Source organism: Clavibacter capsici (assembly GCF_001280205.1).
GTDB lineage: Bacteria > Actinomycetota > Actinomycetes > Actinomycetales > Microbacteriaceae > Clavibacter > Clavibacter capsici.
In genome coordinates this window covers 402,027-417,859 of record NZ_CP012573.1, presented here as the reverse complement: position 1 = coordinate 417,859, position 15,833 = coordinate 402,027, and the positions used below count along the sequence as shown (strand labels likewise).

Below are 15,833 nucleotides of genomic sequence, written 5' to 3'. Positions count from 1 at the left end.
GCGAACGGGCCCGTGGTGGGATTGTGGAAGGCTGCCCACTACCTCTTCGCGGACGACCGGGGATCAGTCGCCGGAGCGCCCCGGCTGGCCCAGCGGGACGGCCTCCGGACGCCCCACCGTGCTGCGGATCTCGCCCGTCGCCGCGGGGTCGAGGATCGCGTCCATCACCTCGAGCACGTGGAAGGCGAGCTCGCCCGACGCGCGGTGCGGGACACCCCGGCGGATGGCGTCGGCCATCTCCGCGAGGCCGCAGCCGCGGCCCGCGTCGACGAAGCCGGCGCTCGGCTCGACGTCCTTCCACTCCCGCTCCTCGGAGGTCGCGACCTGCACCTGGCCGGAGAAGTGGTTCGGGTCCGGCACCGAGAGCGTGCCGGCCGTGCCGTACACCTCGATGTTCGGGATCCGCGTGGCCCAGATGTCGAAGCTCATGGTGATGGTGGAGACCGCGCCCGACTCGTGCGTCAGCACGGCGCTCACGTGCGTGTCGACGGTCACGGGGATCTCGCGCGACTCCGGATCGGAGGCGGCGGAGCGCACGCGGTCGGACCGCAGCGAGGCGCCCTGCACGCGCGTGATCGGACCGAGCAGCGTCACGAGCGCCGTGAGGTAGTACGGCCCCATGTCGAACATCGGGCCGGCACCCGGCTGGTAGTAGAAGGAGGGAGCCGGGTGCCAGAGCTCGTGGCCGGGCGCGCCCCAGAAGGCGTTCGCGGCGACGGGCTTCCCGATGGTGCCGGCGTCGAGCACCTGGCGCGCGGTCTGGATCCCGGTGCCGAGCACGGTGTCGGGCGCGGATCCGACGCGGAGCCCCTTCTCCTCGGCGAGCCGCAGGATGGGCTCCGCCTCGGCGGGGCTCAGCGCGAGCGGCTTCTCGCCGTAGACGTGCTTGCCGGCCTCGAGCACGCGGAGGTCGACCTCCGCGTGGGCGGCCGGGATCGTGAGGTTCAGCACCGCCTGGATGCGCGGGTCGGCGATGAGGTCGTCGACGCTCAGCGCGTCCACCCCCTGCGCCTCGGCGACGGTGCGCGCGCGGTCGAGGTCGAGGTCCGCGACGGCGACGAGGCGCACGCCCGGGAGGGACTCGAAGGCCGCGAAGTACTGCTCGCTGATCTTCCCGACGCCGATGATCCCGAGGGTCATCGCGTCGTCGTCGTGCGTCAGCGTGCTGCCCACAGGAGGCCCCTCTCGATGATGGTGCGGACGTTCGGGTCCTCGACGACCTCGATGCGGTGGCCGGGGGCGGAGACGAAGATGCGGCCCTCGCCCCACTGGCGGGTCCAGATGGCGGGCGCGGTGACCGGGCGGTGCCACGGATCCCACGGCCGCACGGTCTGCGTCGTGGTCGCGAGCACGTCGTTGTACTCGTCGCTGAGGACCCAGTACTGCTCGGTCACGAGGTCGAAGTCGGCGATGCCCTGGGTGATCTCGTGCGTGCGGCCGAGCTCGGTCATCTCGACCGTGTACGGGATGTAGTTGTCGGACTGCTCGCCCGTGCGCTCGGCCGGGTCCTTGCCCGCGTGGTGGGCGAACTGGCCGCCGATCATGTGCAGGTAGTCGGCCGTGTTGCGGTACGAGTCGGCGATGCCGCCGTGCCAGCCGGCCATGCCCGTGCCCGCGATGACGGCGGCGCGGAGGCCGGCCATCTCCTCGGGCTCGATCGTGGTCATGGTGTTGGCCTGCACGATGAGGTCGGTCGCGGCCATCACGTCGGCGTCGGCGTAGACGGCCGAGCCCTCCTCGACGCGCACCTCGAAGCCGTTCTCCTCGAGGAACGGGATGAAGAGGCCCGTGGTCTCCACGGGCATGTGGCCGTCCCAGCCTCCGCGGACGACGAGCGCCTTCCGGGCGGCGGTCACGAGCGCGCCGTCCGGGTCGGGCGGCCGCGATGCGGACGGGCGGGCGTGTGGGGGATCTGCATCACTGGCGACTCCTTCGTCGGGCGCGTCCGGGCTGCTGCCGTGCGCGTCTCGAACGCTACGCACCCGCGGTCCGGCGGGGCAAGGAGGGCGCGCGCGATCGGAAACGTTTCACTCGGGCGACGACACCGCATCCGTCGAGGCCGGGGCCCCCGTGCTGCCGCGGACCACCAGCGCCGTCGCGAGGTCGAGCCGGGTGGGCTCGTCGCTCCGGCCCTCGCGGATCCGGAGCACCATGCGCGCCGCCGCCTCCGCCATCTCGCGCACGGGCTGCCGCACCGTGCTCAGCGCGGGCGAGACGATGCGCGCGAACGGGAGGTCGTCGTAGCCGAGGACGGACAGGTCGTCGGGGATGCGGATCCCCCGCTCCCGCGCCGCCTCGTAGAGCCCGAGCGCCTGCTCGTCGTTGCCGGCGAAGATCGCGGTGGGGCGCACCGCGTCGTCGAGCAGCTCGTGGCCGGCGCGGTGGCCCGCGGTGCGCCCGTAGTCGCCCTCGACCTCGACGAGCGACACCGCGGGGCCGGCCGCCTCGAGCGCGCTTCGGAAGCCCGACATGCGGGCCCGCGAGTAGAGGCGGTCCCTCGGGCCGCTGATCGCGCCGATGCGCGTGTGCCCGAGCCCCAGCAGGTGCTCCCCCGCGGCGTGGCCGCCCTCCCAGTTGGTGGATCCGACGGCCGGCACGTCCGCGGCCGGCGACCCCGCGGGATCCACCACCACGAACGGGATCCCACGGCTCCGCAGCTGCCGCTTCTGCGCGGGCGCGAGGTCGGAGAACACGAGCACGAGGCCCATCGGCCGGCGCTGCATGACGCCGGACATCCAGTCCCCGTCGAGGGCGTTGCCGCGCCCGTGCTCGGTGACGATGACGCTCAGCGCGTGCTCGCGCGCCACCGCGGAGACGCCGCGCAGCAGGTCGACCGAGAAGCCCGTGTCGACGACCTCGAGCACGATCTCGATCAGCGCCCCGTGCGGCCGCTCGGCCCCGCGGCGGCTGTAGCCGTGCAGCTCCATGAGCTCCTCGACGCGCGCGCGGGTGGCGGGCGAGATGCCCTTGCGGCCGTTGAGGACCTTGCTGACCGTGCCGATCGACACGTTGGCCTCGCGCGCGATGAGGCCGAGGGTCGTGCCGGCGCCGTGGTCGGGGTCGGGCTGCCGTGGCGCATCGGGAAACGTGTCGCTCATGGAGGTGATGCTAGGCGGACGCGGACGCGGCGACCGGCCGGGCCCGCGGCGGCCGCGCAGCACGAGACCGCGAGAGACGGTCGTCGCGGACGACGATCGAGAGGGGCTCCGCGAGGGAGGGATGGCGGAGACGGTGGGATTTGAACCCACGGTACCCATACGGGTACTCCACCTTAGCAGGGTGGTGCACTAGGCCGAACTATGCGACGTCTCCAGACGTACCCGTCCACTGTACCGGACGCGGCGGCATGCTCACATCCCCGCGTCCCGGGGCGTCGGCCCGAACGGGGGGTGCGTCGCGGTTGTCCCCCATTCGACGGACACGTAGTGTCTCTCTCGACGCGTGTGCCGGACCCGACCGGCTTACCCCGCGCGTGTCGCTGTGTCAGCCCAGAGATGTCCCGCTCGCCCACGTGGCCGCGGTCCCGGATCCCCCGAACCGGCGCCGCTCACCCTCACGCACGCGACGACGTCGCGAGCCCCCCGTGGGCGAGAACACGAGATTCTCGTCCGGCGGAGGATTCGGGTCGAAAGCTGAACGAGATAGACGGGTCCCCGCTGCATAGGGTGTGCGGCGAGGACCCGTCGCCCTCATCGCGTGCGCGCGCCGCGCCTCACTTGAACGCCTTCGAGCACGTGACCGTGCCGGCATCCGTGCCCGTGACCGCCTCCGGCAGGACCGTCGGCGCGGACGGGTCGGGCGTGGACCCGCCCGCGGCGGGAGCGCCGGCCGCGGGAGAGCTGGCCGACGGCGCCGGGGTGGAGCCCGCCGGCTTCTCCGCCACCGCGCCGAGGCCCGTGTTGCCGGCCTTCACCTCGAACGGCGCGTCCGCCTTCAGCAGCTGCATGAGCTGGTCGCCGTCCGTCTTCAGCGGCTGCACCTTGCCGGCGTAGACGCCGGTGCCCGCGGTCGTGCCCGGGTACTGCACGAAGTGCACCTGCTCGAGCGGGATGTCCTTGAGCGCCAGCGCCATGGACGCCATGGTCTGGTAGTCGAGCGACGTGGAGCGCTGCATGTTGTCGACCGCGGCCTTGGCGAGGCCGTAGACGCGCGTGGGGTCCGACAGCGTGCTGGACTGCTTCATCGTGCGCACGAGCGCCGAGAGGAAGACCTGCTGGTTGCTGATGCGGGCCAGGTCGCTGCCGTCGCCGACCGCGTGGCGCGTGCGGAGGAACTGGAGCGCCTCCTTGCCCTGCAACGGGGTCACGCCCGCCGGGAGGTCGAGGTCCGTCCGCTTGTCCTTGAGCGGGCTCGCGAGGCAGACGGGCACGCCGCCGACCGCGTTGGACATCTCGATGACGCCGTTGAACTCGATGAGCGCCGCGTAGGGGATGTCGAGTCCGGTGAACTGGGCGACGGTCTTCGCGACGCACGGGAGTCCGCCGTCCGAGAGCGCGGTGTTGAGCGGTGCGGCGGACATGGCGGGAGCGGTCCCCGACCCGTCGCTGCGCGCGCACGCCGGGATGGGCACGACCATGTCGCGCGGGAGGCTGACGACGGTGGCCTGCGAGTGGTCGGCCGAGACGTGCAGCACCATGTTGACGTCGTTGAGCGCGCCGTCGGTCTTGCCGTAGCCGTCGCCCTGGCCCTGCCGGGTGTCGGATCCGGCGAGCAGCACGTTGAAGCCGCCGTCGAGCGCGCCGACGCCGACCGTGGTCTGCTCGGTGCCGTCGCTGATGTCGACGGTGTTCGCCTGCACGGACCTGTTCAGGTCCGCCAGGGCGATGGTGGCCACGGAGAGGCCGCTGACCATGATGACCACGAGCGTCAAGGCCGTGCCGAGCAGGAGGGTGCGCACCGCGCTCGGGCGTCCCAGCCGTCCGTGGCGGGCGATGACGGGAGGCGTGGCGGTTCGCCGGGGGCGCAGGGGCGCGTCGCTCATGCGGTTCCTCTCCGGGCGGAGGGCGTGGGATTCGAACCCACGAGACATCTCTGCCCACCAGTTTTCAAGACTGGCTCCATCGGCCGCTCGGACAGCCCTCCCGATGCGCGCCCTCCCGCGGGGCGGGCGGGGCGATCGTGAAGGATCCTACCGGTGGCCGGTCGGCCCGCGGTGGTGCGGCCGGGTGGCCGCGCGGGAGGCGCCACTCTCGCATGCCGAGGATCAGAGGCGGCTGAACTCTCCCCAGGTGGGGAATCGGCTGCCGACGCCCGCCGCGGAGGCGGGCGGCCCCTCCCGTCAGCGACCGGGCTCGATGAGCGCCTTGGCGTGCCGCGTGGTGCCGCCGTCGAGCTCGGCGAGGAGGGCCGGCAGCTCGTCGAGGGAGAGGATCCCGGTCACGAGCGGCCCGACGTCGACGGAGCCGTCGGCCAGGGCGCGCATGGCTCCGACGAAGTCGCTGTGGGAGTACGCGAGGGACCCGACGACCGTGAGCTCGCGGCTCTGCCAGTCGCCGTAGGACACCTCGGACGCGGACATGGGATAGCCGAGCAGCGCCAGGGTGCCGCCGCGGCGCACCAGCTCGGCGCTCGGCTGGAGGAGCGCGGCGGCGCCGGTGCACTCGTAGAGCACGTCGGCGCCGAGGCCGTCGCTGAGCTCGAGGAGGCGGTCGCGGAAGGCCTGGCCGGGCTCGTGGACCTCCGCGAACCCGAGGTCGGCCGCGGCGCGGCGACGCGGCTCGGACGGCTCGACGACCAGGACGACGCCCGCGCCCGCGTGGCGCGCGTGCTGGGCGGTGAGCAGCCCGATCGGCCCGGCGCCCTGCACGACGACGACGTCGCCGAGGGCCTGGCCCGCGCGGCGGACGGCGTGGAAGGTGACGGCGGTCGGCTCCACGAGGCCGAGCTGCTCGTCCGTGAGGCCGTCGAGGGCGCGCACGACGCGGCGCGCGGAGACCGTGACGTGGGTGGCGAACGCGCCGTGCGCGGGCGCGCCCTCGGAGATCCCGTTGGCCTCCGCGAAGGCCGTGTCGCAGGTGTCGCCGTGGCCGGCGCGGCACATGGCGCACGTGCCGCATGCGGGGCCCACGCCGGCGACGACGCGGTCGCCCTCGGCCACGGAGGTCACGTCGGCGCCCGCGCGGACGACCGTGCCGGTCCACTCGTGGCCGAAGACGGCGGCGGGGACGAAGCCGTCGGCAGCCCAGGCGTGGGTGTCGGTCGCGCAGACGCCCGTGTAGCGGATCCGGACGACGACCTGGTGGGGCTCGGGCGCCCCCACCTCCTCCTCGTGGAAGGCGAGGGAGCGGTCGCCGTCGACGACGGCGTAGCGGGCGGAGATCGGGGAGGGGTCGATGCGGATCATCCCCCCATCCTCGCCCGAGTCAGAGGCGGGCGAGGATCGCGGCGGCGCCGTTCTCGGTGATGGGACCCGTGACCTCGCTCGCGACGGCGATGACCTCGGCGGGCGCCTGGCCCATCGCGATGCCCCGTCCGTGCTCGCCGGCCCACTCCAGCATCTCGATGTCGTTGCGCCCGTCGCCCATGGCGACGACGTGGGTCCGCGCGATGCCGTGCAGCTCGCGCACGCGCTCCATCGCCGTGGCCTTGTTGACGCCGTCGGGCGCGATGTCGAGCCAGGCGGTCCAGCCGATGGAGTAGCTCACCCGGTGCAGGCCCATGCGCTCGACGACGTCCTGGAAGTCCTCCATGTCGTGGCCGGGCGAGATGACGACGACGCGCGTCGCGGGCACGTGCAGCAGCTCCTCGAACTCGACGTGGCGGCCGTTGGCCTCCAGCGCGCCGTCCGGGAAGTCGCCGCCGGAGTAGAGGTACACGCCGTCCGCGTCCTCGACGGCGTAGCGGCCGCTCGCGAGGTGGGGGCGGATCCGCTGCAGCACCTCGGAGGGGTCGAAGGTCTCGACGAAGCGGCGCGCGTAGCCCGTGGGGGCGTCCGCGTCGCGCTCGAGCACGATGGCGCCGTTGGAGCAGACCATGTAGCGCGGGTGGATCCCGAGGCGCTCGACGATCGGCAGGGTGTCGGCGACCGAGCGGCCGGTGGAGGGCATGACCAGGTGGCCGACCTCCTCGACGCGCCGGACCTCGCGGATGACCGACTCGTCGAGCGAGCCGTCCTCCCCGAGGAGCGTGCCGTCGATGTCGAGGGCGATGAGGAGGCGGTCGGCGTCGGTCACCCGCGGGGTCATCGGGCGGCCTTCGCCGTCGCGGGCGTCAGCGTCTCGAGGCCGCCGAGGTACGGGCGCAGCGCCTCGGGCACGCGCACGGATCCGTCGGCCTGCTGGTGCGTCTCGAGGATCGCGACGATCCAGCGTGTGGTGGCGAGCGTGCCGTTCAGCGTGGCGACGGGCGACGTGCGGCCGTCCTCGCCGCGGAAGCGCGTGCCGAGGCGGCGCGCCTGGAACGTGGTGCAGTTCGAGGTGGAGGTGAGCTCGCGGTACGCGTCCTGCGTGGGGACCCACGCCTCGACGTCGTACTTGCGGGCGGCGCTGGATCCGAGGTCGCCCGCGGCCGTGTCGATGACGCGGTAGGCGAGGCCGAGGTCCTGCATCATGCGCTCCTGCATGGCGAGGAGGCGCTCGTGCTCGGCCTCGGCGTCGGCCGGGTCGACGTAGGAGAACATCTCGAGCTTCTGGAACTGGTGCACGCGGATGATGCCGCGGGTGTCCTTGCCGTAGGAGCCCGCCTCCTTGCGGTAGCAGGTCGACCAGCCGGCGTAGCGGACGGGCCCCTCGGCCAGGTCGAGGATCTCGTCGGCGTGGTACCCGGCGAGCGCCACCTCGCTCGTGCCCGTGAGGTAGAGGTCGTCGTCCTCGAGCCGGTAGACCTCGTCGGCGTGGGCGCCGAGGAAGCCGGTGCCGGCCATGATCTCGGGCTTCACGAGCGTGGGCGTGATGAGCGGCACGAGCCCGGCCTCGAGCGCGCGGGCCAGGCCGAAGTTCATCAGCGCGATCTCGAGCTGCGCGCCGATGCCCTTGAGGTAGTGGAAGCGCGCGCCGGAGACCTTGGCGCCGCGGCCCATGTCGATGGCGTCGAGGATCTCGCCGATCTCCAGGTGGTCCCGGGGCTCGAAGTCGAACGACGGCTTCTCGCCGACCTCGCGCACGAGCGCCCAGTCGTCCTCGCCGCCCGCGGGCACGCCGTCGATGACGATGTTCGGGATCCGCCGCATGGCCTCGTCGAACGCGGCCTCCGCCTCCTGCGCGCGCTCCTGCGCGGCGGTGACGCGGGCCTTCAGCTCCTGCACCTCGGCGATGAGGCGGGGCTTGTCGGCCTTGTCGGCCTTCGCGACGAGCTTGCCATGCGCGTTCTGCTCGGCGCGCAGGCCCTCGAAGGCGGTGATCGCCTGCCGACGCTCGGCGTCGGCCCGGGCCGCCTGGTCCACCGCCTCCACGGAGGCTCCGCGCAGCTCCTGCGAGGCGATGACGAGGTCGGGATGGTCGCGGAGGGTCTGCGGATCGATCACCCCGTCACTCTAACGAAGGGGCCCGGGCGCGTCGGGGCGGGCGACCCCGGTCGCGGGCGTCGATCCGGGCCAGGCTGTCAGGGTGCCGCGCGCGAGCGCGGCCGTCGGGATCCGCCCGACGACGCGGACCGAGGGACGACATGGCCACCACGACCGACACCGGGCAGGACGCCTCCGGCGGCTCGAAGCTCAAGCAGGCCATCACCGGACCGCTGCTGTTCCTCTTCATCCTCGGCGACGTGCTCGGCGCGGGGATCTACGCGCTCATGGGCACGCTGGCGGAGGACGTGGGCGGCGCCCTCTGGGTGCCCCTCGTGGTCGCCCTGCTGCTGGCGCTGCTCACCGCGGGCTCGTACGCCGAGCTCGTCACCAAGTACCCGAAGGCGGGCGGCGCCGCGATCTTCGCCGAGCGCGCCTTCCAGCTGCCCGTCGTGTCGTTCCTCGTGGGCTTCTCGATGCTCGCGGCCGGCGTCGTGAGCGCCGCGGGCCTGTCGCTCGCCTTCGCGGGCCAGTACCTCTCGACGCTGCTCGCGCCCGTGATGGACGTGCCGCGGGTCCCCGCCGCCATCGTCTTCCTGCTGCTGGTCGCGGCGCTCAACGCCCGCGGGATCACCGAGAGCATGCGCGGCAACGTGGTCATGACGGTGGTCGAGCTGAGCGGCCTGGTGATCGTGATCGTCGTCGTGGCCGTGATGCTGGGCGGCGGGGGCGGCGACGTGTCGCGCGTGACCGTGTTCCCCGAGGGGTCGAACGCGGCGCTCGCCACGCTCTCGGCCGCGATCGTCGCCTACTACTCGTTCGTCGGGTTCGAGACGAGCGCCAACGTGGCCGAGGAGGTGCGGGATCCGAGCCGCGTCTACCCGAAGGCGCTGTTCGGCTCGCTCTCCACCGCGGGCGTCGTCTACGTCCTGGTCGCCCTCGCGAGCTCCGCCGCGCTCCCGCCCGAGGAGCTGGCCGACTCCACCGGACCGCTGCTCGCGGTCGTGCAGGCGACCGGCGTCGGCATCCCGCCGTGGGTCTTCAGCCTCATCGCCCTCGTGGCGGTGGCCAACGGCGCGCTGCTGACCATGATCATGGCGAGCCGGGTGACCTTCGGCATGAGCGAGCAGGGCCTCCTGCCGGGCGTGCTCGGCCGGGTGCTGCCGCGGCGCCGGACGCCGTGGGTGGCGATCGTCGCGACCACGCTGGTGGCCGTCGCGCTCACGTCCGTCGGCGACGTGGGCACGCTCGCCGAGACCGTGGTGCTCCTGCTGCTGTTCGTGTTCATCAGCACCAACGTGGCCGTGCTCGTGCTGCGGAGGGACCGCGTCGCGCACGCGCACTTCCGGGTCTGGACCGTGATCCCCGTGCTCGGAACGCTGTCCTGCATCCTCCTGCTCACGCAGCAGAGCGGGCAGGTGTGGCTGTTCGGCGCGATCCTCCTGGCCGTCGGCGTGGTGCTCTACCTGGTCAGCCGGGCGACGGGCGCGCGGTCGAAGGGCGTGGGCCGCGAGGGCGACCGCGCCTAGGAGTCGGCGCCTAGGAGTCGGCGCCCGCGCCGGGCTCTGCCGAGACGATCGCCCGCAGCCAGTCGCGCGCCTCGAGGAACACGTCGTCCTCGTACCGCGCGCGGTAGGTGCTCGGCGTGCCGTCGGCCCGCGGGTACGAGCCGAGGAACGTGACCCGGGGGCTGAAGCGGCGGATCCCGAGCAGCGCGTCGGCCACGCGCTCGTCGTGCACGTGGCCCTCCGCGTCGATGACGAACCGGTAGCGCCCGAGCTCGTCGCCGATGGGGCGCGACTGGATGAGCGCGAGGTTCACGCCGCGGGTCGAGAACTGCTCGAGGAGGTCGAGGAGGGATCCGGCGCGGTCGTCGGGCAGCTCGACGATGAGGCTCGTCTTGTCGGCGCCCGTGCGCGCGGGCAGCGTGGTGGCGCGGCCGACCAGCACGAACCGCGTGACGGCGTTCGGGTTGTCGCCGATGCCGCGGGCGATCGCCTCGAGCGGCTGGCTCTCGGTGATCTGCGGCGGCGCGATGGCGGCGTCCGCGATCCCGCCGTCCAGCAGCGACAGGGCCGCTGCCACGTTCGAGGACGCGGGCACGTGCTCGTGGGTCGGCAGCTCGCGCTCGAGGAAGCGGCGGCACTGCCCGTAGGCGACGGGGTGCGCGGCGACCGTCCGCACGTCGGCGAGCGCCGTGCCCGGCCGCACCACGAGGTCGAAGGCGACGGGCACGAGGTGCTCGCTGAGGATCCGGAGGCCCGGGATGTTCGCGAGCGCGTCCTGCGTGGCCGTCACCCCGCCCTCGACCGAGTTCTCGATGGCGATCATGGCGGCGACCGAGGTGCCGGCGACGACGTCGGCGAGCGCCTCCGACGCGTTGTTGACCGCGCGCCAGGTGCGGCCCCGCGCCGCGTCCACCTGCTTGAGCGCGGCCTCCGTGAAGGTGCCCGACGGCCCGAGGTAGCTGTAGGTCTCATCGGGTCGCGGGGTCTCGGCCATGCCTGCACCCTAGATGGGAATCGGCGGGGCCCGGTGCCAGGATGGATCCATGCATGACCGCGCAGGCACCGCCGCCCTCCCGTCCGACCTCATCGACATCGACGAGCTGATCCGGGCGTACCACGACCTCCACCCCGACGTGGAGGACCCGGAGCAGAAGGTGGCGTTCGGCACGAGCGGCCACCGCGGCAGCTCCCTGAAGACCGCGTTCAACGAGGACCACATCCTCGCCATCACGCAGGCGATCGTGGAGTACCGGGCCGAGCAGGGCATCACCGGCCCGCTGTTCATCGGCCGCGACACCCACGGGCTCTCGAAGCCCGCCGAGGACACCGCGCTCGAGGTCCTCGTCGCCAACGGCGTGCGCGTGCTCGCCGACTCCCGCGACTCCTGGTGCCCCACCCCCGCCCTGTCCCACGCGATCCTCCGCTGGAACCGCGACGACGAGCACGGCGACGACGACGTGGCCGACGGCATCGTCGTGACCCCCAGCCACAACCCGCCGGCCGACGGCGGCTTCAAGTACAACCCGCCGCACGGCGGACCGGCCGACTCCGACGCCACCGGATGGATCGCGTCGCGCGCCAACGCGATCATCGCGGGCGGCCTCGTCGACATGAGGCGCGTGAGCCTCGAGGAGGCCCGCGGGCAGGTCGAGGGCTACGACTTCCTCGGCCACTACGTGGACGACCTCGGCTCCATCATCGACATGGAGGCCATCCGGAAGGCCGGCGTGCGCATCGGCGCGGATCCGCTCGGCGGCGCCTCGGTCGAGTACTGGGCCGCGATCGGCGAGCGCCACGGCCTCGACCTCGAGGTCGTGAACCCCGAGGTCGACCCCGCGTGGTCGTTCATGACGCTCGACTGGGACGGCAAGATCCGCATGGACCCGTCCTCGTCCTCCGCCATGGCGAGCGTGCTCGCGCGCAAGGACGACTTCGACATCCTCACGGGCAACGACGCCGACGCCGACCGCCACGGCATCGTCACCCCCGACGCCGGGCTCATGAACCCGAACCACTACCTCGCCGTCGCGATCGACTACCTCTACGCGCACCGCCCGCACTGGCGCGAGGACGCGGCCATCGGCAAGACGCTCGTGTCCTCCAGCGTGATCGACCGGGTCGCCGAGTCGCTCGGCCGCCGCCTCTGGGAGGTGCCGGTCGGCTTCAAGTGGTTCGTGCCCGGCCTCGTCGACGGATCCGTGGGCTTCGGCGGCGAGGAGTCCGCCGGTGCGAGCTTCCTCCGCATGGACGGCACGGTCTGGACCACGGACAAGGACGGGATCCTCCTCGCGCTGCTCGCCGCCGAGATCCTCGCCGTCACGGGCAAGACGCCGAGCGTGCTCTACCGCGAGCTCACGGAGCGCTTCGGCGACCCGGTGTACGAGCGCGTGGACGCCGCCGCCACCAAGGCCCAGAAGGCCACGCTCGGCAAGCTCGACGGCGACGCCATCACCGCCACCGAGGTCGCGGGCGACCCGATCACCGCGAAGCTCAGCACCGCGCCCGGCAACGGCGCGGCCGTCGGCGGCGTCAAGGTCGTCACCGGGAACGCGTGGTTCGCCGCGCGCCCGAGCGGCACCGAGGACGTCTACAAGATCTACGCGGAGTCGTTCGTGGGCCTCGACCACCTGCACGCGGTGCAGGCGGAGGCCAAGCGGATCGTCGACGCCGCGCTCGGCGCCTAAGGACACAGGACCCGCGGATGCGAGGCCGCCCGGGCGGGTTCGCATCCGCGATGCCTAGGGTTGGAGCATGCGCCATTCGGGGGATGTGGATGCGTTCGTCTGGGACGAGCCGTCGATGCACCCCGCCGACGGTCCGGCCGACGCCGCGCCGGTCGTGGACCGGGACGTGCGGCTGCCCGACGGACACGCGCGCCGGCGGATCCTCGCGCTGGGCTCGCTGCTCGCCGTCGTCATCGCCGGCATGGTCGTCACGCACTCGGACGGCCGCGGCCTCTGGCCGGACGTCTTCTACGCGGCGGCCATCCACCTCGCGCTGATCGCGGCGCTCCCGCGCGTCGACACGGTCGTCCACGGGGCCGCCGTGCTCGTGTGGTGCACGGGGATCGAGCTGCTGCAGATCACCGGGTGGCCCGCGATCTGGGCGGTGCACGTGCCCCTCTGCCGGCTGCTGCTCGGCACCGGGTACGACCCCGTCGACCTCGCCGCCTACGCCGTGGGCGTGCTGCTCGTGCTCCTCGTCGACCGGCTGCTGCGGGTCGGACGCGACGTGGGCGACGTGCGCTAGGAGACGCTCCAGAAGTGCACCTCGGCACCGGGGTGCTCGGTGGTGATGGTGGCGTCGAGGTCGCGGTAGTCGTTGTCGAGGTTGTGGCCGACCATCTTCACGACGTTGCCGCCCGCCTTCGGCTCGATGGCGGAGACGATCTGCGTGTGGTCGGGCGAGGAGTTGCGGTTCCAGTCGAAGATGACGATGTCGCCGACCTTCAACTTGTCGCGGTCCGCGAGCTCGAGGCGCGTGATCCCGAGCGTGGACGCGTTGGCCGTGAGCCACTTGTCGAAGGTGGGCACGTGGATCCACGCGTAGGTCCAATCGGATCCACCGCCGCGGTTGTGCCACTCGGTCGTCATCTCCCAGCCGCGCTGGATGAGGGTCTGGCTCACGAAGTTGACGCAGTCGCCGCCGGAGGGGTTGAAGTTCCCGTACTCCTGCAGGTTGTAGGAGTCCCAGTGGGCGAGCGCGTACTGGAGCTGCTTGTCGACGGGGGTCTGCGCGGCGTACGCGGCGGTCGCGGTGGTGAGCGGGGCGTCGCCGGCCATGACCTGGATGTCGGCGGACCGGTCCTCGTAGTCGGTGGAGCGGGGCGCCACGACCGTGACGGATCCGTCGCCGGCGACCTTCACGTCGGTGCCCGCGGTGCCCGCGAACATGACGGCGGTCGCGCCGGAGAGGCCGGCGCCCGTGAGCGTGACGGTCTGGCCGCCCGACACGGAGAGCGTCGCGGGCTCGACCGCGGAGACGGCGGGCGAGCCGGACGCGGCCGGCTGGCCGTCGGCGCCGAGGGTGGCGCGGGGGGCGGGCTCCTGGCGCGTGCAGGCGGCGAGGGCGGCGGTCACGGGGACCGCGAGCGCGGCGGCGAGGATGCTGCGGCGGCGGATGTCGGCGGTCACGAGCTGCTCCGGGAGGTAGGGGGGGTGCGCCGGGATGCCGGGCCCGACCAGGGTAACCCGGGCACCCTGCGGATCGACCGCGCACCGCACCGACGCCTAGGGTGGCGGGATGAGCGTCGACGTGACCCACGACCCCGACGGCTCGCGCTACACGCTGTGGCTCGACGGCGAGCGCGCGGGCTTCGCGGACTACCTGATCCAGGGCGACCGCATCGTCTTCACCCACACGGAGGTCGACCCCGCGAAGCGGCGCGGCGGCCTCGGCGGCGAGCTGGTGCGGGCCGCCCTCGACGACGTGCGAGGCGGATCCCGCACGGTCGTGGCCGCGTGCCCGTTCGTGGCGGAGTGGATCGACGAGCACCCGGACTACCGGGAGCTGCTCGAGCGGGGCTGAGCCGGGGTGCTCGCGGGGCGCGCATGCGCCTCGCGAGTCCGCTCCCCCTGGCGGGTCGCCCCGCCGCCCGCGGTCTCGAGCGCAGCCTCCGGAGGAGGTTCGGTCGGACCGCCGTCGCCGCTCGGCCCCTCGGGGGCCGGAAGGACGACAGCGTGACTCTAGGCGCGCGGTCCCGTGCGCCGCGCGCCGCCTGCGCGCAGCGGACAGGGCGTACGCGGAGCGGACAGCGCGGATCCGGCACGCGGGCCGTCCGGTCAGGGGACGCGCGTGAGCCACTCCGGCGTGGAGAACTTGTCGTCGACGAGCTGGCGGGTCTTCGCCCACTCCTCCGCCGTGACCTCGCCGGGCTTGCCGCCGTAGAGGCCCGTGAACGTGGCCTTCATGCGGTCGATGATCTCGGCGCGGCTCATGCCCGTCTGGCTGCGGAGCGGATCCACCCGCTTGGCGGCGCTCGTGATGCCCTTGTCGCTGATCTTCTCGCGGCCGATGCGGAGCACCTGCACCATCTTCTCGCCGTCCATGTCGTAGCTCATGGTGACGTGGTGCAGCACGGCGCCGGCGCCGAGCCGCTTCTGGGCGGCGCCGCCGATCTTGCCGGTGGGGCTCGTGATGTCGTTGAGCGGCTGGTACGACGCGTCGATGCCGAGCGAGCGGAGCGCGGTGATGACCCACTCGTCGAGGTAGGCGTAGGAGTCCGCGAAGGTCATCCCCTGCACGAGGTCGACGGGCGCGTAGATCGAGTACGTGATGACGGCGCCCGCCTCCATGTACATCGCGCCGCCGCCGGAGACGCGGCGCACGACGTCGAAGCCGTGGGAGGCGGCCTGCTCGGCGTCGACCTCGTTGCGCAGCGACTGGAAGCTGCCGATGACGACGGCCGGCTGGTCCCACTCCCAGATGCGCAGCGTCGGGTTCCGGCGACCGGCGCCGACCTCCTCGGCGAGCACCTGGTCGAGGGCCATCTGCTCGACGGGCCGGTAGGCGCGGTCGTGGATGACCTCCCACTCGTAGTCGCCCCAGTCGGTGGCGCGGGCGAGCGAGCGGCGGATCGCGACGGCGACGGCCTCGGGCGAGAAGCCGAGGAGCGTGGCCTCCGGCGGGAGCGCGCGGCGGATGGCGGCGGCGATCGCGTTGGCGTCGCTGTCCTCGGGGAGGCCGTTGACGGCCCGGTCGATGGCCTCGAGCGCGTCGTCCGGCTCGAGGAAGAAGTCGCCCGCGAGGCGGAAGCCGGAGATGCGGCCGTCGGTCACGTCCAGGTCGACCACGACGAGCTTGCCGCCGGGGACCTTGTACTCACCATGCATCCGCCCAGCCTAGGCCGCGGCGACGGCCGCCGACGGTCCGCGGATCGCCGTCGC

At 73.0% G+C, this 15,833-nt stretch carries 14 protein-coding genes and 2 tRNA genes; 4 read left to right on the top strand and 12 right to left on the bottom strand.

Translation table 11 applies throughout. The features are described 5' to 3' along the window. Positions 1-63: 63 nt before the first annotated feature. From AES38_RS02080 to serS, 9 genes are all read right to left on the bottom strand, one after another. A complete protein-coding gene (locus AES38_RS02080) occupies positions 64-1,140 on the bottom strand; it encodes a Gfo/Idh/MocA family protein (protein WP_053775617.1) in 1,077 nt (358 codons plus the stop codon). A 17-nt stretch (positions 1,141-1,157) separates the two neighbouring features. After that, positions 1,158-1,856, bottom strand: a complete 699-nt coding sequence (locus tag AES38_RS02075) for a ThuA domain-containing protein (protein WP_015489256.1) — start codon at positions 1,854-1,856, stop codon at positions 1,158-1,160. Between the two features lie 171 nt (positions 1,857-2,027). After that, a complete protein-coding gene (locus AES38_RS02070) occupies positions 2,028-3,098 on the bottom strand; it encodes a LacI family DNA-binding transcriptional regulator (RefSeq protein WP_053773570.1) in 1,071 nt (356 codons plus the stop codon). Between the two features lie 122 nt (positions 3,099-3,220). Then, positions 3,221-3,312, bottom strand: a tRNA-Ser gene (locus AES38_RS02065). A gap of 400 nt (positions 3,313-3,712) precedes the next feature. Continuing rightward, positions 3,713-4,981 carry an LCP family protein gene (locus AES38_RS02060; protein WP_053775616.1) on the bottom strand — a complete coding sequence of 423 codons (1,269 nt, stop codon included), beginning with the start codon at positions 4,979-4,981 and terminating at the stop codon, positions 3,713-3,715. Positions 4,982-4,997: 16 nt separating this feature from the next. After that, positions 4,998-5,082: transfer RNA gene (locus AES38_RS02055), tRNA-Ser, on the bottom strand. 196 nt (positions 5,083-5,278) lie between these two features. Then, the gene (locus AES38_RS02050) at positions 5,279-6,343 is read right to left on the bottom strand and encodes a zinc-dependent alcohol dehydrogenase (protein WP_053773569.1); all 1,065 of its coding nucleotides are present in this window, start codon (positions 6,341-6,343) and stop codon (positions 5,279-5,281) included. 19 nt (positions 6,344-6,362) lie between these two features. After that, positions 6,363-7,184, bottom strand: a complete 822-nt coding sequence (locus AES38_RS02045) for an HAD family hydrolase (RefSeq protein ID WP_053773568.1) — start codon at positions 7,182-7,184, stop codon at positions 6,363-6,365. Beyond that, a complete protein-coding gene (gene serS / locus AES38_RS02040) occupies positions 7,181-8,461 on the bottom strand; it encodes a serine--tRNA ligase (protein WP_053773567.1) in 1,281 nt (426 codons plus the stop codon). Before serS ends, AES38_RS02045 begins: the two co-directional genes overlap by 4 nt. Positions 8,462-8,601: 140 nt before the next feature. On the opposite strand from serS, the gene AES38_RS02035 reads away from it, so the two are divergent. After that, positions 8,602-9,969, top strand: a complete 1,368-nt coding sequence (locus AES38_RS02035) for an APC family permease (RefSeq protein WP_053773566.1) — start codon at positions 8,602-8,604, stop codon at positions 9,967-9,969. Between the two features lie 10 nt (positions 9,970-9,979). Here AES38_RS02035 and pheA read toward each other — a convergent pair whose 3' ends face one another. Next, positions 9,980-10,942: a prephenate dehydratase gene (gene pheA / locus AES38_RS02030; protein WP_053773565.1), complete on the bottom strand. Its 963-nt coding sequence runs from the start codon at positions 10,940-10,942 to the stop codon at positions 9,980-9,982. A gap of 49 nt (positions 10,943-10,991) precedes the next feature. On the opposite strand from pheA, the gene pgm reads away from it, so the two are divergent. Further along, positions 10,992-12,632 carry a phosphoglucomutase (alpha-D-glucose-1,6-bisphosphate-dependent) gene (gene pgm / locus AES38_RS02025; RefSeq protein ID WP_053773564.1) on the top strand — a complete coding sequence of 547 codons (1,641 nt, stop codon included), beginning with the start codon at positions 10,992-10,994 and terminating at the stop codon, positions 12,630-12,632. Between the two features lie 67 nt (positions 12,633-12,699). After that, positions 12,700-13,197 (top strand): ribosomal maturation YjgA family protein, encoded by a 498-nt coding sequence (locus AES38_RS02020; protein WP_053773563.1) that lies wholly within the window; start codon positions 12,700-12,702, stop codon positions 13,195-13,197. Here AES38_RS02020 and AES38_RS02015 read toward each other — a convergent pair. Next, positions 13,194-14,081, bottom strand: coding sequence for an amidase domain-containing protein (locus AES38_RS02015; RefSeq protein ID WP_053773562.1), 888 nt, complete (start codon positions 14,079-14,081; stop codon positions 13,194-13,196). The two genes, AES38_RS02020 and AES38_RS02015, sit on opposite strands and share 4 nt — an antisense overlap. 109 nt (positions 14,082-14,190) lie before the next feature. Between AES38_RS02015 and AES38_RS02010 the strand changes: the two genes are divergently transcribed. Beyond that, positions 14,191-14,475, top strand: a complete 285-nt coding sequence (locus tag AES38_RS02010) for a GNAT family N-acetyltransferase (RefSeq protein WP_011931728.1) — start codon at positions 14,191-14,193, stop codon at positions 14,473-14,475. 254 nt (positions 14,476-14,729) lie between these two features. Here the strand turns inward: AES38_RS02010 and lplAB are convergent, their stop codons facing one another. Then, on the bottom strand, positions 14,730-15,779 hold the full coding sequence (lplAB, locus tag AES38_RS02005; RefSeq protein ID WP_053773561.1) for a lipoate-protein ligase LplAB: 1,050 nt from the start codon (positions 15,777-15,779) through the stop codon (positions 14,730-14,732). Between the last annotated feature and the right edge of the window lie 54 nt (positions 15,780-15,833).